We start from the raw sequence: 17,698 nt of genomic DNA, 5'->3' as shown, positions 1-17,698 counted from the left end.
AAAATGATTTTCTTGTTTGAGCAAAGCGAGTTTAAAATCATTTAGGCGAGAGGAATGGAATTTAGCTTTTGACTTCAAAGCCTTGAATTTTTTGCTTCTTTTTGCTTCAAGGCAAAAACGAAGAGGAAAGAAGCTTGAAAGTAGATCCCATAAATACTTGCAGAAAGGTCGATTGAAAGTTGACGATCATTTAGTTTACAATGTATTTACTTCGAAGTTGGGAGACATTTGCTAAATGTTATCCTACTTAACACCTGCGATATAAAAGCTGTTCTAGTACATCTAACCCAGTCAATTTTGATCAAAACTATTTCAAATCCTCCTCTCTTCCATCTCACTTCCAACTTCACAAGAATTAACTTTTCTTTTCTATCTCTAAAAAATCATTACTTGTTTTGTAATACATAACAATATAACTTTAACTGTCTTTCAACAATCTAACAGCAAACTATTTTTTGAAAGAAGTTGGAAGTGTCCATTACTAATGGGTATATCCTACATAGTTTATTCATGAAATGCAAGGATAAACATTTACGAAAGCAACCAATTAAATATATCATATGAGAAAAGTGACAATATTTTTACTTTCCTTTATTTTATACCAATCAGTATTTGCTCAAAATGATAAAATAGAGAAGATTGATTCTGTATTAAGCGTCAGTTACGAACAAGGAATTTTTAATGGGAGTGTATTAGTATCAATGAACGGAAAGGATATTTATAAAAAAGGATTTGGTTACGCCAACTTTGAGTATAAAATTCCTAACACTGTCAATACTAAATTTGAAATAGGTTCCTGTACAAAGCAATTTACATCTATGTTGATATTGATGTTAATGGAAAAAGGCAAAATTGATTTGGATGAAAAAATTACAGCTTATCTCCCGGAATATCCTTCTGAAACAGGGAATAAAATCTCAATTCATAATTTGCTCAGCCACACCTCAGGTATTCCAGACTATATAGGATTACCAGAACTAGAGTGTTTGTTGTATAAGGAAAACGCTCCTGATGAATTTATAAAAGTGTTTTGGAACTTAAAATTAGACTTTGAGCCAAACACAAAGTTCCAATATTCTAACTCAAACTATTTTATCCTTGGGGTAATTATTGAAAGAATTACTGGCAAATCATATTCTCAAATGCTGCAAGAATATATTTTTACTCCATTAGAAATGTATAACTCCGGGACCATAGATATTACAGAAATACTTGAAGATAAAGCCTACGGATACATTCATATCAATGACACATTAACCGTTGCTCCACGATGGAACACTACAGCAGCCTATGCAGCGGGTACTATCTATTCAACTATAGAAGATTTATTGAAGTGGCAATTGGCTTTGCAATCCAATAAATTAATTAGCCAAGAAAGTTTTGATAAGATGCTGACTCCCAATTTAGTTCCCTATGGTTATGGATTTGCAGTTTTAGATCAAACAAAGAAATATGGAAGAACTTTTACACTTTATGGTCACGAAGGGGAAATTCCAGGATTTCGCTCTTTAATCCACAATGTAAAAGAAGATAATAGCACTATTATACTACTCGACAATAATCAAAATACTAGCCATTTTAAAATTGCCGAAGCTATTCGAAAAGTATTATATCAAGATGAATACGAATAAAATTGATTGCTAACGATATATAAACTGCACAAGGCAGGAGGTGTGTGAAAATTCGGTAATCGGGTAACACACCTGCTGTTGCATTTTACGTTTCACATATTCAAACAGGCATTTAAAATGAACAAACTCTACTTAATAATTTTAATGATATTAGTTTCTGTTTCAATTTCACATGGACAGAATACAGTTCGAATTTATGGTCAAGTGACAGATGTTAATAATCAACCTGTTGATAGTGCATCTGTCTGGTTAAAACAAAATATTGATTCCTTATCGTCTGAAAACAAAGCAGAAATATTTAAAAACAGCTATGAGACGTTTACGGATAGCAATGGATTCTTTTCAATGGAAATTGAGGTAGGAACATATTATTGTTTGTATGCTATTTATGAAAATGACTATGGGAAAACAAAGCTGGAATATTGGGCTTGGAATCTTCCAATTTACAAGGACTTAGAAATCAATCCCAAGTATGATCGAATGGAAATTTACGGAATTAATGGGTTTGAACCTCAAAGAGGACCATTTAATACGTATATGATTTATTTTCGACCAATGAGTTTAACAAAAGCTTTGGGTTTATCCAAAGAATCTAAATCAGATACTATAAACATAGCTCCAGAAACTATTTCGAAAGAAGAAATAAATGTTGCTGTCAACGGTATAAAAACGGAAGTGGTTACAATTGATAAAATTAGAGAATATGTAAGGAATGGAAAGTATATGTTTGCGTATGTGATTCAAATAATGAAACCTGACGAAAGCAAACAAAAGCCAAATAATTCCGAATTGGTAGAAGGTTTTGATAAAATCACAATTGAATTGAAATCTAAAGAAACCAATGAATTTGGAAAAGGAGAATACTTTCTAAAGAAAATAGGAGAATTATAATAGGTGGTAACAATGTACATCCTTTGTAAGTTTCCAGAGATTTACAAGTGGCATCACCTTCCTTAATTTTGGATAGGAACATGATAAGCTAAATGTTCGTAATCTCAGACAAAATCAAGTACTTAAAGTTAACTTTCAAATAAAAAATACTACAAATGCATAGAACAATATTTATCATAATGCTAATACTTTGCTCAAGCCAATCAAGCCGTATTTGGGGACAGGTAATAACGGAATCCGGTACGCATATTTTTTGGCAGCCAGATAGAAAATTAACAGCAAATGATTTTCAAGGAGAGCCTAAGTCTAAAGATATAAAGCATTGTAAGGAAAAAGGAGCTTGTATTGTGCCATGTCTCGGCTTATACTTAGAAGTTGATATTCCTAAGAATTATCGTAGAAATAAATTTGAGATGGTCTATTTTGCACCAGCTTTTCAAAAATCTTGTTCTACTATTATGAGTGAAACTAAAGATGTGAGCGAAGGTCAATTGTTTTTCGATATTATGGAGGTAAGTTCTAGAATAGGACGCAAATTACTAAAAGGCTATCATGATCATATTTCTATAAGTATTGATAGTTTGAATCTTGAAATACTTATAAATAACCCTGATACCCTATTAACATCAAGGGTAGGATCAACCTTAGCTTTACATGCAAGAGATGCTGCAAAATCTTTTTATAATGAACTAAGTACATCCTATTATTTAGATATGTATTCATCCACAGAAAGTCATGGATTTGATAATTGGAGAAAGTTAGTTGATGATTTACTGTTAAAATACGAAGAATATGCAACAAAGCCCGAAGAGTGTTATCGTATGGTAGAAGATAAGCCATTAGAAAAAAAATACAAGACCATGTACAAGAAAAGAAAATAGTAAAGCCATTAGGTTTGGTTTGGTATGTGAGATTTAAATATTTTTTTCTAGTTGAAAAATAGTAGTGAATGAACGAGGTATGTCTAATCCAATCAATTTTGATCAAAATGCTCTCACACTTTTCTACTTTCTAAAAAATCATTACTTGTTTTGTAATACATAACAATATAACTTTAACTGTCTTTCAACAATCTAACAGCAAACTATTTTTTGAAAGAAGTTGGAAATTTTTTTACCAATAAATATATGCCATGGTGTTTATTTTTGAAATTTATGGGGTAAACGCTATTTTTTTATTTAATGTTATGCTTAATACATATGGAAAACAACATTTGGAAAAAGAAGTCAATTATATTAATCATATTTATAGTAACTCTAGCTATTTTATTCGGGATTTATTTCTTGAACTCAAGAAACTCAATTTACGATGAATTAATAATAGGTAAAGTTATAGATAGTACGAATTATCTTTTTTGGTCTTTGTTATTAGGGATATGTATTCTGATTTATCTAATTCTTTTTAGTTTTTACAATTCAAGAAACGAACTCGAAAGATTGAATCAAAGATTTTATTTACTGCTTATTAGTTTTTCATTTTTATTACCACTTTCAATTCTTTGGGATTACTTTGTGGAAATAGATGATTGGATTTTTTCAGTTGATCAAGAGTTAGTTTCAACCTTACCTCTTAACTCAATCAAAGAATTAATGGATAGTTTCTTATTTCTAAACATTCCTTTTGGAGTTGGTGTATTTCTAATTACTATTTTATTTCTGTTGTTTATCAAGGATATGTATATTTCTTCGATTAAATCTAAAATAAAAAAAGCATAATAACAGCTAATCTCCATCCATCGGTTGACACACCCGCTGACCGAGTTTAGCATTTACGTTTGCGAAAAATAAGATATATGGACAAGGACATTTTTTTGAAAGAGTTAAAAACTTCTCTTATCGACCATTATCACTCAATAGATAAAAGTGAATCATTGCTATCATTTGGTATTTATACAGATGGTGATGCTAGATCAATAAGTATATATTTCAATACCCAAGAAAATTTAGAAAAAGGGATTCGTGATGATCGCGATTTAGATTTAGAGTTTCAAGAAATAGATGAGTACTTTTTATTCACGATGGAAGAGTGGAAAAAAGATATATCATTTACTCTCAATGATGATAGACTTAATCGCTTAAATGAACAAGTTTATCAGTTTGGAGAATTTGAATCAGAAAGAGAAAATGAACATCATAAAGATGAAATCTTTGATTTATTTACTCAAGCTTTAATTGAATTAAGAACTGAAGGGATTTTTCAAAACGAGGATACAGACTTCTTTTTACATTTGGATGTGTCTGATAGTTGGATAGATAATAAAATGTTTAAGAGAATTTCAAATATTTTACCCAATGGTAGAAATCAGTCTTATAAAGTATTTGCTGAAAGTGTAAATTCAATATAAAAGTAGCTAATTAGGGCTTAGTTTGGTCTTCAGACCCCAAAATTAAGCCCTAATTATTGGATCATAAAAATAAAGAATTTTGAAGAAACTATTTAGTCTATTAGTAGTATTGAATTTTATTTCAAGTTGTAATTCGAGCATAAAAAAAGATGACGAAAAAACTCGACTTGAAAAGAATCAAAGTAATTTGACTATTGAAATTAGTGAAATTCCTATTGAACCAGAATTAGAAGAAAATATTCCATACAAATACAATGGTTCACATAACCTTGAAATGTATTTTTCTTCAATTTATGATAGTATACTAATTCAGAACGGCTTAAATAATTTAAAAGTTAATCGTGAAAATGGTTTTTGTGCTGGAGATTGTTGTACCAATATAAATGAAAAGTCAGTGAATAATTGGAAATTAATTAATTCCATAACTGATTGTGGAGATAATGGTTTATATGTTGATAGGTGGATCTTCAATGGGAATGAACTAATTTTTTCACAAAATATCAGTCAATACTATTACAATGAAAACGATACAGTATTTTATCTTTTTGATGAAATCTATGATCATAGAAAAGGGGCAAGGCAAGTTAAAAGAAGATTTACAAACAAAGAATTTGAAAATGGTTTTATTGATAAACCATATGTGAAATTTAATTCTAAACTAATTGATGTTGACTCAGTTTTTAAAGCAACCATCGAAGAGCTTTTTAATGGAGAAGATCTAGAAATATAACAAACTCCCAAACAGTAGCTAATCTCCATCCACTGGTCGATATGCCGTTGGCTATAGCATGGCGATTACGTAATGTTAAATTCGTAAAAATGGACTAATGATTGATTTTAACTCAAAAATAGAAATTGAAGAATTACTTGCGTGGATGGACGGAGGTTCAATCACATTAAAATGCAGAGATAATCGAAATCAAAAATTTGAGATTGAATTTGTGCAACATGTTGTTTGGAATGTACATGAACGTCAAAACATTCCTGGAAGAGTATATCTAGATAAAAAGTTAATTACTCAAAGGTCAAATTTGGAAATACAAATAATCAACGCTTTAAAAGTGGCTAAATTTCATTCGAAGGATGCTTTGGATCAAAATATTTTGAAAGAAAAACTAGATTATATCAATTCTGAAGAGTACTTGACAGATCAAGAAAAGATTAAAAGAGTAAAAAGAAAATAACGATTTGTACCCTTCGTGATGTAAACTCATTATACAAAAAGTGTTGTAGTCAATTGAAACAAAGTAAAGATAACATTCCCTCAAAAAGGAACTAGATAGATCAGTAGAAATGAAAGTATAAATATAAAAATCAAGATCTAGTTGAATAATTGTTCTTGTTGAAAAATTCCAAAGTAGTGAATAGAAGAGGTATGTCTAATCCAATCAATTTTGATCAAAATGCTCTCACACTTTTCTACTCTCTAAAAAATCATTACTTGTTAATACATAACAATATAACTTTAACTGTCTTTCAACAATCTAACAGCAAACTATTTTTTGAAAGAAGTTGGAAGTAGTTTTCACTTATAGATAAATACCATGGTGTTTATTCATGAAATCTAAAGTGGTAAACACTATTGTTTTTTTAATGTTACCAACAAGCACAATTACTCAAATGGACAAACCATCAACTGAAAATTTGAAGTTAATTACCAATCCAGAAAATTTGAGAAAACTTTGTAAATCAATTTCTGCGATAGAGGCTATTATTAGTCCTGAGTGGGAATACAGATATTATTCTTATCAAAAAGATTGGAGTGAAACGGAAGAGTTTTGTGAAATGAGAAACGGACAAGGAGACCATATGTTGATTCTATTCAGCAATGATGGGATTTGTATAAATGGATTTGACCATGAAAGTGAAATGAATGGTTGGAAAAATACTCCAATAGAAGAGAAAAAGTCTTTTATAGACAAATTATTTGGTTCAAAAAAAGAACCAAAAACAGAATTGATTCAAGAGATACCAAATGGAGTCGTAACTGAATTACCAGAGGTTTTTAACGAATTCATTTTTGGAGAACCTGTCAAGAGTATTGGAACAACATTTTGTATATGGAACACTAAAACAGATACAGATTGGAAAATTGGAAAAATTAATTTTTCAGAAGATAAATATAATGATGGTTCTTCAGATTTACTTGAGTTATTAGATGGAAAACCGATGACTTACAAAAAGTGGGCAGAAGAATATTATGAAGAAGATTTTGAAAATAGAGAACTCAAATTAGAATTGATAGAAAAGATTTATTCCGGAATCAATATATCAAGAGAGTTGGTTCTTGAAATTAATCCCAAGTTAGACGATTTTGAAAAGCTTAGAACCGATTTGAATGAAATTGGTTATGAACATGAAATATAAAAAAGCCAATTGGTAACACTATATAACAAATCATAGCCGTCTATCGGCAGGTTACGCTTGTTATACTAACCGTTATTTCTAATAAAATGAAATCACAAGTTGAAGAACATATAATACAAGGCTCTGAGGAGTGGGGTAATTCAAACTTTTCTGCTGCACGTGACCATTTAAATAAAGCATGGAATTCACTATCTGAGCCCAAAGAATCCGAGGGTGAAAGTTTTCATATTGCCAAATATCTGATCATGGTAAATCTTGAATTAAAGGATTTCGAACTAGCACTTAAATGGGCAAATCAGATGCAAACGTGTCATATGGAACGGGGCGATGATGGAGATAGAGAATTTTGGAGGGGAAAAGTTCTTTATGAATCAGGAAAAACCCAAGAAGCTCGAAATGAATTTATTACTGCCAATAAAAAATCTTTCGGTCGATGCTTTATTGATGAGGACATTAAATACAAGGAACTAATTGTAAAGGTAGATGAACCATTGGATTTTAAGGCAGTAGTTGAAAAGGCAGACCATCAATTTTTAAAAGGAGAATTTAGCCAAGCACTTAAACTGTTTTTTGATTCACTCAATTTTGAGGAAGCATTAGATAATCCGTTTGTTCACTTAAGAAAAGGACAATGCCATTTTGAATTACAACAATTAGATAAATCGGCAGATAGTTTGACCAGAGCTTACATGTTAGAAGGCAAGGAAATTTTTGAAGACGAAGAGCCAAAATATATTGAATTCCTAAAAACGAAAATTAAAACATAGAATTAAATCAGTATGAAAAGTAGAAACAATACAAGAATACTAATTATTGCACTATTTTTTACAGTATTAGGAATTTCCTGTAGTGAGCAGAATGACGAAGTAACTTTAAAGAGTAGTATTGAAGCTAACTAACTTAATAAACAAATGGGAGTTAGTTAAAGTTTCTAGCATTGGTACACTACCATCTCACACAATTGACTCTATTAAATGTATCGATGGCACCATTTCCTTATCTCTTAAAAAAGTTTAGGTAAGTAGATCTTTATTTATTGATATTTGAGGGTTGGAAATGGAGTTTTATAAAGCAAAGGAATTCTCTATGAGAATACCTAATCTAAGGTATAAACTATAAAAATAGAATGAGGAGTTTTTTTATCATATTACTTGTAAGTTATTCATTCAAAATGATAACTGTGCAAGCTCAAGACTTTTCGGACAAAAATCTATATGGGAAGTTAAATAATGGACTACCAAAACGTACAACTTCTGTTGAAATAAAGCATAAAGATATAGTTATTGGAGTAGGAAATGTTGCTGTAAGTAAACATGGAGTCAGTAATCTAAGAGTAGGGTATTGGAAAGAATATTCTGAGAATGGGACTTTAAAAATGGAGGGGAATTACAAGTTAAGCTCTTATATTAACTGTGGTATAGTAGGTCATGTTTCCATTTTCTATTATTATCGAGACGGTTTATGGAAAATATATGATGATCAAGGGAAATTAAAATATGAATTAACTTTTTCTCCATCTGAATTTCATATTAATACGTCATGTGAAGGAGGAGACAGATTACTTTTTGGAATAGTAAAGCAAATACCTTTAAAATATTGGAGTGAGTTAACCAGTCAAGAGTTATTTAATTTACAGCAATTAAAAATAACAGACGATAGCTTTGGTCCTCGAACTTGGGTACCATTAAATGGAGAAATTTTTATAGAGCCTTAATTATCATCATTACAACTTCTAGTAAGCAAGGAATTATTCTAGGCAATTTCACTTATTCATCATATAAAATGACAGAGTATGAATTATTAGATCAATTAAGAAGGAGAACTGCGATGTATATCGGTCATGCAAGTCCTACTCATTTGAGCTCATTTTTATTTGGGTATTACTTTTCTAAAATTGTAAAAGACAAAGCGGAATTAGAATAATACATAGAATACGGCGATAAAACTTTCATCATTAAATTTTTTGAAAAGATCTCTGATATAAAGGGTTGCAACCTCTTGAAGATTGAACTATATTTAAATAAATGTAGTTCAGTCTTTTAGAGAGAGATGGACCAATTTTGAATTCTATGTTCTACCTTAATTTGGAAGTTGAAGGTGTGTAGGTTACAATACAAAGGCTTAATAATGATGATAAGGACATGGATTTAAACCCGAATTACGAAGCGAAAAACTTGTTATGGTATGGCTAAAAACCAAAACTTAAATAATATAAATATCACCACGCAAATACTTATCGGTTTTGCAATTGTTACTGCTTCAGCAATTATATCTATTTCAATTTCTCACAATAATTCTAATAAAATCATTAATAGTGCAGATTGGGTTGTGCATACGCATGAAGTGCTGACTCAGCTGGGAAACATTGAGGCTTTATTGGTTGACCTAGAAACAGGTCAGAGAGGCTTTTTAATTACTGGGAAATCAGAATATTTAGAACCTTTTATACATAGTAAAAGAATTATTGATCAGGAATTAAACTCTATTCGAGAACTTACGGCTGATAACTCCAGGCAAACGCCCAGAATTGATTCTCTAAAATTGACGGTGAATAAGAAAATTGAAGAATTAGACTTAACTATTCATTTAAGAAAAAAGTACGGTTTTGAGGCTGCTAAAGAGGTCGTTGATAATGATATTGGAAAACTTTTGATGGATACCATTCGATCACAAATTTCCGAGATTGAAAGGGAGGAGTTACTTCTACTAGCAGTAAGGAGTCCAAAACCTGAACAAATAAAAGAAACAACTTTCTCTTTGCTTGTTGGATTATTTGCATTCACCACATTAATAATCATTGTTGTATCCTATTTTATTTATAGAGGAATCAATAGGCCTATTAGGAAACTAAAAGAAGGGTTAGAACATGTTGCAAAAGGGGAGTTAGATTATAAATTCAATATAAAATCAGGAAACGAATTTGGAATTTTATCTCGTTTTATTGAATCCATCTTGCTCGAATTGAAAGAAACGATTGTTTCAAAAAATGAGTTGGAAAGTGAAATTGTACTCCGTAAACAAATAGAGAAAGATCTTAATGAAATAAAGATCAACCTTGAAAATAGAAATAAAGAACTCGAACAATTTACTTATATCACCTCGCATGATTTACAAGAACCGATCAACTCTCTTATCTCATTTTCGGACTTATTGAATAATGAAAAAAGTAAAGTGAGCGAAGTGGGGCAAAAAAGCATTGAAGTGATTTCAGACTCTTCTTATCGCATGAGAGACCTTATCAAAGAACTTTTAGAGTATTCGAGAATAGGGAAGAGAACAGATGAGACTGAAATAGATGTGGAGGTATTAATTTCTGATGTCAAAACGGATTTACATAGCTTAGTAGACAAGAAACAAGCTAGTGTTACATATGTTGGAGAGCCTTTAAAAATAAAAGGGTATAAGTTTGATCTGATAAAACTATTTCAAAATCTGATTGTAAATGCAATCAAGTATACTGAGGAACAGATTTCACCCGTTGTCACTATCAATTCAGAGGAGCATTCCGATCAATACAAATTTTCTGTCACAGATAATGGGATAGGAATTGAAGAGAATCACTTTGACAAAATCTTTAAAATCTTTCAAAGACTTCACACACGAGACCAATATTCAGGTACGGGAATTGGACTTTCGCATTGTCAGAAAGTGGTGGAGCTACATAACGGAAAAATATGGTTGACTTCGCAAATAGGGAAGGGAAGTACTTTTTATTTTACCATTTCAAAATAGTAGGTGGTAAACTAGATTTCAGTTAATTATAATGGGTAATTGATCATGTATTGTGGTCCGTGAGGACGTTGCAATGCAACGCTCCTACATAACTGCACTTTGAAAGGTGATTATAAAACAATTGACTTTTAATTTGTAAATAGACAATCATTTTGGCGAGAGAAATAAAGAAGAAGGAAGCTTGAAAGTAGATCATATTAAGTATGCAGGATGATAGATTTATGTTTCTATGGTTTTCAAGAGTCAGAATATCATTTCATATTGCACTACTATAGAAAAAATATCACCTAAGATTGACAAAATATTATTAAAAAACCTTACCTTTTATATTGCTATAACAAAGTGTAGTCTTGGTTGTCTGATGTATCAATTTCAAAATATCAGAACTTGATTCAAATCTATTCATTACTGTTTTCGTTCCAAAAATTAAAAAATATCAGTCTTTGTGTTTTAAAAATAACGTTTAATTATGACCACTTACTACATAAAGTCAATAAGTGAATTACATTCTCTTTTTGGTTTTCCTGCTCCCAAACATCCACTTATCTCATTAATTGATGCCTCACAAATTCAAGTTTTAGAGAAAGATGTGGGTTCCAAAGTAATTTATGACTTCTATATGATTTCTCTAAAAGACAGGAGTTGTGGGGTAGAATACGGAAGAAATTCGTTTGATTTTGATGAAGGCTTAATGGTTTTCTCTTCGCCAGGTCAGGTTTATATGCCCACCAAACCATTAAAGAAAGGAGATATTCAAGGATGGATGCTTTACTTTCATCAAGACTTAATTAGGAATACCCATTTGGGGAAAATCATTTCCGACTTTACTTTCTTCAACTATGATATCGTAGAGGCACTTCATTTATCTGAAGATGAAGAGAGGACTATCAACGGCACTGTACAAAATATCGAATCAGAATATTCGCAGCGTATTGATAACCATAGTCAAAGGGTGATTGTGTCGAACTTAGAGTTACTACTTACCTACTGTTACCGATTTTATGAGAGACAATTCAACACTCGTTCTATTCAATGTAAGGGGGTAATATCTCAATTTGAAAAAGAAATAAAAAAATATTTTAAGACAGAGAGGCATTTAGATTCAGGTTTGCCAAGCGTTGAACATTTTGCCAATATTGCTAATTTATCACAACATTATTTTAGTGATTTAATTAAAAAAGAAACAGGTAGAAAGCCCAAAGACCATATCAATCAATTTGTGATTGAAGAGGCAAAGAATTTATTGGTGGGAACGGAACAATCTGTAAGCGAAATAGCTTACGACTTGGGCTTTAGATATCCTCACTATTTTACTCGTTTATTTAAATCCAAAACGGGACATACTCCTATCGAATTCCGTAATCTGAACTGATACTGCACTTTGTGTTATCCTTCCTGCGTTTTGTGTAAGTCTGTAGATTGTTACTTTACGAAATTGTGTATCAAGTAACTGAAACAGAATAAAATCCAAATACTATGACAGCACAAGACGCTTATAATAGCTTAGATCCTCAGAAATGGAAAGATACCTCAATTTTTGAAAGGTTGGCATTGCTTGAACAAGTTCAGCATAATTTAAAGAAATATGCTGTAGAGCTTGGTGAAGTAGATGCTAACATGAAAAATGATTTACTGGAGGAAAGCATTACCAGTATCGCAGAAGGAATGGGAACCACTGTAATGCCAATGGCTAATACCTTAATGGGAATTCATAAGCTTTATGAGTCTTTGGTTGTAGGAGAAATGCAAAGCCCTCTTTCTGTAAAGGAAATTGATCAGGACCTATTTGAAGTGGAAGTCTTTCCCATCTATTCAAAAGACAAACTAGCTGCTGCAAAACAAAAAGGGTATCTCCACATAGAAGGGACGCCAAAACAAACGAACCCGATGGATAAACCTCCCGGTGTTATTGCAGTCTCTGGAGCGGGGAACTATAGCTCTTCAATTGAAATGGCTATGGCTTTATTTCTAGAAAATAAGGTGGTACTTCACAAACCCCATCAACTCAACGAAGCAACAGATGCTATTTGGGAAAAGATATTTGCTCCATTGATAGAAGCTAAGGCAGTAGCTTTCTGTGATGCTAGTCAGGGAAGAGAAATGTCTGCTTTGGAAGGTTTGCACTCTATTTATTTTACAGGTTCTACAGGTGTGGCTCATGCCATCCAAAATGCAGCAAGTGCACCTTTAGTTTCTGAGTGTGGAGGAAATAACCCTTGTATCATAGTCCCTGGCCAATGGTCGGATAAGGATATCAAACGTCAAGCTATTCAGTTAGCTTCTGTTGGGAAACTCAATGGAGGGGCCGTTTGTGGGCGACCTCAGACCATTGTGACTTCTAAGGATTGGGCCCAAAGAGAACAATTCCTTGATGAATTAAGAAAAGCACTTTCAGAAGAGACGTTTGCTTGTGGTTCACACTATCCTGGAGTTGATAAAACCAAAGAAGCATTTTTAGAAAACCAATCTACGGCAGAGGTATTAACACCAGAACATGGTGTGCACAATAAAAGCGATTTTGTTCTAATTCCAAACATCTCTGAAGATGATTTCGCAGTCACGAATGAAGCTTTCTGTCAAATTTATAGTGAAATTCCATTGGATGTATCAACAGATACCGATGAATTTTTGACAAAAGCCACTGACTTCTGTAACAATAAACTATTAGGTTCATTGGGTTGTATGATTTTAGTGGATAATGATACAATGAAAGCAAATGAGGCTAGAGTACATCAAGCTGTAAGAGAATTAAATTATGGCGGTATTGCTGTCAATGATGTTCCTCCTAATATTTGGTTAAATGCTTACCTCACATGGGGTGGTTGTGGAGAAACAACCGAAGATTTTGTATCTGGTGTTGGTAATTTTGGTAATGCGTTGAATTTTGACAACATCAAAAAATCTGTAATACTAAATGATTTTAATTCAACAAGTTTTGAACTGACGAATAGAAAACGAGTAGAACATTTATTGGAAAACGCTTCTTATTTCTCTATCGATCAAAGTTGGGGACACTTTGCTAAGCTCGCAGGGCAAATGGTAATGGATAACTTCAAAAGAAAAGATTTTCAATAATTAGATATGAGTAAGACTGCTAAAACAATAATGGCTTATGGTATTTATGCAATAGGTGCAGGATTGGGCTTTCTTTTCATGCCAAATTTTTGCTTAGAATTATTTGGTTTTGAAGCTACCTCAGAACATTGGATTAGAATAGTGGCAATTCTTACTTTGGGAATTGCTTACTATTATATTTCTTCTGCAAAAGCTGAGGACAAACATTTCTTTGATATTTCATGGAAAGGAAGGATCTGGTTTTTCTCTGCTTCTTCAATGCTTGCTGTATTTGACGTTGCACCATGGAACATCATTTTGATTGGAGTAGTTGATTTAATTACAGCACTCTGGACTGCTTATACCCTTAAAAACGAATAACATGAATCAAACCCTAAAATTATTCTTCGAATCTCTAGAACAACATTCGGATGCTACCCAATTTGGTACATTGGATTATGGAGTGGTAGGAATGGAAGGAATGGGACTAAATCCCAATGATATCATGAATGGTAATGCTCAAAATGGCACACGTATCATTCTCAGTCTTTTAGGAAATATAACAGGTAAAATTGAAGGTGTTGTAAATGGCCGAGATTTCTTGACCGTGCATACTACTGAAAGTTTTACAAATATACATGGTGTGATAGTAACCAAAGACGGGCAAAGAATTGCAGTCAAGGTACTTGGTGAAACCACTTCTGATGGTCAGGTCAACTATCAAATTCAATTACGACATAATGGAGAGGCTTACCAATGGGTGAATGAAAAGTATCTTTTTGCTAAAGGAGATACAAACGCTACCTCTCAGAAAACAGCACTTACAATTTATGCTTTTGATGAAAACCCCTTAGAGACAACATTATCATGGGATGATCCTGATGTTAGTAAGGTCGATTATCAAAACTTCCCCTTTATATTAGAAGATTTTGAAGGAGATGAGAAGGCTACAGTGATATATACGGGCAATGGTCATTTAAATACAGTAGAATCTTTTGGTGCTGATGTCAATAAGGTATTCTCAGGACAAGTTCCAATTCCTGAAGAGGGCATGCGATTGAATGGTTATTTCTCAGGCCCTACAACTGGCAATATCAATGGGGTAATAAGTGGTGTGAACTATTTAAGAGTAATGCCTGATGGTTCTATGCGAATGAACTCTAAAATCATTGCAAGCACCTATGAAGGAGAAACACTCTTATTAGAGGCATTGGGTGCTAGTTTTATGGCCACTGGACCTGCTTGGTGGGAAACTTCAAGAGCGGTTTCTAATCTAGAGAAATATGCTTTCCTCACTCAGTTGCATAATTTAGGAGTAGGCTCAACTAACGTGCAGACTCAAATGATAAATTACAATCATTTCGGTTTTGAAGATACCAAATTAGATCACCAACAATAATTAAAGAAATGGGCAAAACAATATTAATCACAGGATGCAGTACAGGCATTGGAAGAATGACTGCAAAGTATTTTCAAGAAAAAGGGTGGAATGTTGCGGCTACAGTTCGTTCAAATCCTGAACAAGATGAAGAACTGAACGCATTAGAAAATGTGTTGGTGGTCGCATTGGATGTCACAAAAGAGGAGACCATAAAAGAGGCTGTTGCGAAAACAATAGCTCATTTTGGAAAAATCGATGTTTTGTTGAACAATGCAGGCTATGGATCTTACGGTATTTTGGAAGCTACTCCTGAGAAGGCCATTCGAATGCAATTTGATGTCAATGTAATAGGAACGTTGTTGGTCACTAAAAATGTAATTCCTTATATGCGTAAAGAAGGTGATGGGACTATCATTAATATCTCGTCCATGGGTGGTAAAATATCTTTCCCTCTAGGTACACTATATCATGGTTCTAAGTTTGCAGTTGAAGGGATGAGCGAAGCACTTTCTTTCGAATTAGAAGCGATTGGTATCAAGGTTAAAATGATAGAACCTGGTATGATCAACACCAACTTTGAAGAGACTGTTACGAAGAACATGAATGTTGATCCTACTCAAACGGAATATGCTCCATTCTTAGAAAAAGTGATGGCGGGTATGCAAAAGGCCGGAAGTGTTAATTCAGAACCCATTGTAGTTTCAGAAAAAATCTATGAGGCAGCAACAGATGGTAAAAATCAACTAAGGTATATTGCAGGACCTGATGCAGAACAAATTATTGCAGCCCGCAAACAATTAGATGATGATGCTTATATGGCAATGATGAAACAACAAATAGGATTATTATAATGCTAACAACAATAATTGTATTGCTCGTAGCAAATGCTATTGCACATATCATTTCATTTCAAAAATTACGCAAAGCCAAAGCATCCAATTCAGCGGGTGTTATGGCCTTTGTATTGATCAATGCCATAATTGCCATTTTACTTTTACAAAAAGTAGATTGGGCAAAATGGCTAGCACTTATTTTTCCTTCATTGGGTGGTTTTGGGCTATTGATCACCACAATTATTAAAGGAAAAGGTACTTGGATAGATTACATAATTCTTGTGTTAGATATTACTATTGTAGGTCTGATTTTAAATTATCATATTTTATAACGGTATAATTATATTGTAAAATAAGTTTTCGTTAATTAATGAAATTTCTTGTATGAAGGATAAATGGTAGTGTATTGTGGTTCGTGAGGACGTTTTACTAAAACGTCCCTACAGTGCTGCATTTTAGAAGATTATTATTAAACCTTTGTCTTTTGATTTGTAATTAGGTAATCATTTAGGCTCAAGGAATGGAATTTAGCTTTTGACTTCAAAGCCTTGACTTTTTTGCTTCGTTTTTGTGTTAAGACAAAAATGAAGAAGAGAGAAGCTTGAAAAAAGATCCTATAAAAGTTGGTAGAAATGTCGATTAGAAGTTAACGAAAACTTAGTTTATAACTTTTTTATACACCTTTTTTCAAAATAGTTCTTCCATCAGATTAAGGCTTTTCATGTTAATGGAAAGTCTTTTTTGTTTTCCTCTTTTTTCAAAGCCCTATTGAGACTTCTTACAGTGACCCCTAAATAAGAGGCCATATTTTCTTTAGAGATCGAAAGGTTTTGTTCAGACTGCAGCGTCAATAACCTACTTAATGTATGCTCAATAGTGTACAATTGCTGATAAGAGGCTCTTGTGGATGTATTAATAATTCGCTCCGCAAAAACATCTAAGAGGAGGTTGTTCAGTTGGAGGTCTGTTTTGATGAGTTTAGAGAAGTAATCGATAGAAATAGCATAGGCGGTCACCTCCGTGATGGCTTCAATGCTACACAGGCAGTTTCTCTTTTTTATAAATTCCACTTCGCCCACAATCTCTCCTTGACCTAAGAACTCAAAGAGGTATTCTTTATCATTATCTCCAGCAAAAAAACATTTGGTAATTCCATCTTTGATCAAAATAACTTTTGTCGGTTTTTCATCTTGATTCAGAAGTTTTTGTCCTTCAGAATAGTGCTTTTTAATCACCTTATCCTTACGCTCTTGTTGCTGATAAAGTCCTTCTATATAAGCTAAAAATGCTTGATTTTCTCTTAACATAAATTCAGTTGGGACAAATGTCCTTTTTCAATATTTCCCTTTTGGTGACTTTTGTAACATCAAAAAAATAAAATTTAAAATCTGATCTTTCGCTCTCTTAAAATTTGCGAATAGTTAAAATATTAATAAGTAGATGCTAAATTAAGTTGTTCTCAGAC

At 32.5% G+C, this 17,698-nt stretch carries 19 protein-coding genes; 18 read left to right on the top strand and 1 reads right to left on the bottom strand.

Annotated elements, in window-relative coordinates:
* Positions 1-560 precede the first annotated feature (560 nt).
* The 18 genes from IC221_RS28240 to IC221_RS28155 all read left to right on the top strand — a co-directional run bounded on the left by IC221_RS28240 (position 561) and on the right by IC221_RS28155 (position 16,565).
* Positions 561-1,631, top strand: a complete 1,071-nt coding sequence (locus tag IC221_RS28240; protein WP_188172150.1) for a serine hydrolase — start codon at positions 561-563, stop codon at positions 1,629-1,631.
* A gap of 117 nt (positions 1,632-1,748) precedes the next feature.
* The gene (locus IC221_RS28235) at positions 1,749-2,522 is read left to right on the top strand and encodes a carboxypeptidase-like regulatory domain-containing protein (RefSeq protein ID WP_188172149.1); all 774 of its coding nucleotides are present in this window, start codon (positions 1,749-1,751) and stop codon (positions 2,520-2,522) included.
* 155 nt (positions 2,523-2,677) lie between these two features.
* Positions 2,678-3,403 carry a hypothetical protein gene (locus tag IC221_RS28230; protein WP_188172148.1) on the top strand — a complete coding sequence of 242 codons (726 nt, stop codon included), beginning with the start codon at positions 2,678-2,680 and terminating at the stop codon, positions 3,401-3,403.
* 318 nt (positions 3,404-3,721) lie between these two features.
* Entirely contained in the window at positions 3,722-4,237 is a 516-nt protein-coding gene (locus tag IC221_RS28225; RefSeq protein WP_188172147.1) for a hypothetical protein, read from the top strand.
* Between the two features lie 77 nt (positions 4,238-4,314).
* A complete protein-coding gene (locus IC221_RS28220) occupies positions 4,315-4,866 on the top strand; it encodes a DUF4303 domain-containing protein (protein WP_188172146.1) in 552 nt (183 codons plus the stop codon).
* A gap of 79 nt (positions 4,867-4,945) precedes the next feature.
* Entirely contained in the window at positions 4,946-5,596 is a 651-nt protein-coding gene (locus IC221_RS28215) for a hypothetical protein (RefSeq protein ID WP_188172145.1), read from the top strand.
* 97 nt (positions 5,597-5,693) lie between these two features.
* Positions 5,694-6,050 carry a hypothetical protein gene (locus tag IC221_RS28210; protein WP_188172144.1) on the top strand — a complete coding sequence of 119 codons (357 nt, stop codon included), beginning with the start codon at positions 5,694-5,696 and terminating at the stop codon, positions 6,048-6,050.
* Positions 6,051-6,486: 436 nt separating this feature from the next.
* Positions 6,487-7,233, top strand: a complete 747-nt coding sequence (locus tag IC221_RS28205) for a hypothetical protein (protein WP_188172143.1) — start codon at positions 6,487-6,489, stop codon at positions 7,231-7,233.
* Positions 7,234-7,319: 86 nt separating this feature from the next.
* Positions 7,320-8,000: a hypothetical protein gene (locus IC221_RS28200; protein WP_188172142.1), complete on the top strand. Its 681-nt coding sequence runs from the start codon at positions 7,320-7,322 to the stop codon at positions 7,998-8,000.
* 404 nt (positions 8,001-8,404) lie between these two features.
* Positions 8,405-8,947 carry a hypothetical protein gene (locus tag IC221_RS28195; protein WP_188172141.1) on the top strand — a complete coding sequence of 181 codons (543 nt, stop codon included), beginning with the start codon at positions 8,405-8,407 and terminating at the stop codon, positions 8,945-8,947.
* Positions 8,948-9,015: 68 nt separating this feature from the next.
* On the top strand, positions 9,016-9,156 hold the full coding sequence (locus IC221_RS28190) for a hypothetical protein (protein WP_188172140.1): 141 nt from the start codon (positions 9,016-9,018) through the stop codon (positions 9,154-9,156).
* A gap of 261 nt (positions 9,157-9,417) precedes the next feature.
* Entirely contained in the window at positions 9,418-10,965 is a 1,548-nt protein-coding gene (locus tag IC221_RS28185) for a CHASE3 domain-containing protein (protein WP_188172139.1), read from the top strand.
* Positions 10,966-11,434: 469 nt separating this feature from the next.
* Positions 11,435-12,337, top strand: coding sequence for an AraC family transcriptional regulator (locus IC221_RS28180; RefSeq protein WP_188172138.1), 903 nt, complete (start codon positions 11,435-11,437; stop codon positions 12,335-12,337).
* 104 nt (positions 12,338-12,441) lie between these two features.
* Positions 12,442-14,040: an aldehyde dehydrogenase family protein gene (locus IC221_RS28175; RefSeq protein ID WP_188172137.1), complete on the top strand. Its 1,599-nt coding sequence runs from the start codon at positions 12,442-12,444 to the stop codon at positions 14,038-14,040.
* A gap of 6 nt (positions 14,041-14,046) precedes the next feature.
* Positions 14,047-14,400 (top strand): hypothetical protein, encoded by a 354-nt coding sequence (locus IC221_RS28170; protein WP_188172136.1) that lies wholly within the window; start codon positions 14,047-14,049, stop codon positions 14,398-14,400.
* 1 nt (position 14,401) lies between these two features.
* Positions 14,402-15,418: a hypothetical protein gene (locus tag IC221_RS28165; RefSeq protein ID WP_188172135.1), complete on the top strand. Its 1,017-nt coding sequence runs from the start codon at positions 14,402-14,404 to the stop codon at positions 15,416-15,418.
* A gap of 8 nt (positions 15,419-15,426) precedes the next feature.
* The gene (locus IC221_RS28160; protein WP_188172134.1) at positions 15,427-16,251 is read left to right on the top strand and encodes an SDR family oxidoreductase; all 825 of its coding nucleotides are present in this window, start codon (positions 15,427-15,429) and stop codon (positions 16,249-16,251) included.
* The gene (locus IC221_RS28155; protein ID WP_188172133.1) at positions 16,251-16,565 is read left to right on the top strand and encodes a hypothetical protein; all 315 of its coding nucleotides are present in this window, start codon (positions 16,251-16,253) and stop codon (positions 16,563-16,565) included. Before IC221_RS28160 ends, IC221_RS28155 begins: the two co-directional genes overlap by 1 nt.
* 387 nt (positions 16,566-16,952) lie before the next feature.
* On the opposite strand, the gene IC221_RS28150 is transcribed toward IC221_RS28155, so the two are convergent.
* Positions 16,953-17,540 (bottom strand): Crp/Fnr family transcriptional regulator, encoded by a 588-nt coding sequence (locus tag IC221_RS28150; RefSeq protein ID WP_188172132.1) that lies wholly within the window; start codon positions 17,538-17,540, stop codon positions 16,953-16,955.
* Positions 17,541-17,698 lie beyond the last annotated feature (158 nt).

It is taken from the genome of Flammeovirga sp. EKP202, from assembly GCF_014534745.1.
In the GTDB taxonomy this organism is placed as follows: Bacteria; Bacteroidota; Bacteroidia; order Cytophagales; family Flammeovirgaceae; genus Flammeovirga.
This window is presented reverse-complemented; position numbering and strand designations above follow the sequence as displayed.

Excerpts from the sequence above, each read along its gene's own strand:
- IC221_RS28240 (WP_188172150.1), top strand. The coding sequence starts at position 561 with ATGAGAAAAGTGACAATATTTTTACTTTCCTTTATTTTATACCAATCA.
- IC221_RS28235 (WP_188172149.1), top strand. The coding sequence starts at position 1,749 with ATGAACAAACTCTACTTAATAATTTTAATGATATTAGTTTCTGTTTCA.
- IC221_RS28230 (WP_188172148.1), top strand. The coding sequence starts at position 2,678 with ATGCATAGAACAATATTTATCATAATGCTAATACTTTGCTCAAGCCAA.
- IC221_RS28225 (WP_188172147.1), top strand. The coding sequence starts at position 3,722 with ATGGAAAACAACATTTGGAAAAAGAAGTCAATTATATTAATCATATTT.
- IC221_RS28220 (WP_188172146.1), top strand. The coding sequence starts at position 4,315 with ATGGACAAGGACATTTTTTTGAAAGAGTTAAAAACTTCTCTTATCGAC.
- IC221_RS28210 (WP_188172144.1), top strand. The coding sequence starts at position 5,694 with ATGATTGATTTTAACTCAAAAATAGAAATTGAAGAATTACTTGCGTGG.
- IC221_RS28205 (WP_188172143.1), top strand. The coding sequence starts at position 6,487 with ATGGACAAACCATCAACTGAAAATTTGAAGTTAATTACCAATCCAGAA.
- IC221_RS28200 (WP_188172142.1), top strand. The coding sequence starts at position 7,320 with ATGAAATCACAAGTTGAAGAACATATAATACAAGGCTCTGAGGAGTGG.
- IC221_RS28195 (WP_188172141.1), top strand. The coding sequence starts at position 8,405 with ATGATAACTGTGCAAGCTCAAGACTTTTCGGACAAAAATCTATATGGG.
- IC221_RS28190 (WP_188172140.1), top strand. The coding sequence starts at position 9,016 with ATGACAGAGTATGAATTATTAGATCAATTAAGAAGGAGAACTGCGATG.
- IC221_RS28185 (WP_188172139.1), top strand. The coding sequence starts at position 9,418 with ATGGCTAAAAACCAAAACTTAAATAATATAAATATCACCACGCAAATA.
- IC221_RS28180 (WP_188172138.1), top strand. The coding sequence starts at position 11,435 with ATGACCACTTACTACATAAAGTCAATAAGTGAATTACATTCTCTTTTT.
- IC221_RS28175 (WP_188172137.1), top strand. The coding sequence starts at position 12,442 with ATGACAGCACAAGACGCTTATAATAGCTTAGATCCTCAGAAATGGAAA.
- IC221_RS28170 (WP_188172136.1), top strand. The coding sequence starts at position 14,047 with ATGAGTAAGACTGCTAAAACAATAATGGCTTATGGTATTTATGCAATA.
- IC221_RS28165 (WP_188172135.1), top strand. The coding sequence starts at position 14,402 with ATGAATCAAACCCTAAAATTATTCTTCGAATCTCTAGAACAACATTCG.
- IC221_RS28160 (WP_188172134.1), top strand. The coding sequence starts at position 15,427 with ATGGGCAAAACAATATTAATCACAGGATGCAGTACAGGCATTGGAAGA.
- IC221_RS28155 (WP_188172133.1), top strand. The coding sequence starts at position 16,251 with ATGCTAACAACAATAATTGTATTGCTCGTAGCAAATGCTATTGCACAT.
- IC221_RS28150 (WP_188172132.1), bottom strand. The coding sequence starts at position 17,540 with ATGTTAAGAGAAAATCAAGCATTTTTAGCTTATATAGAAGGACTTTAT.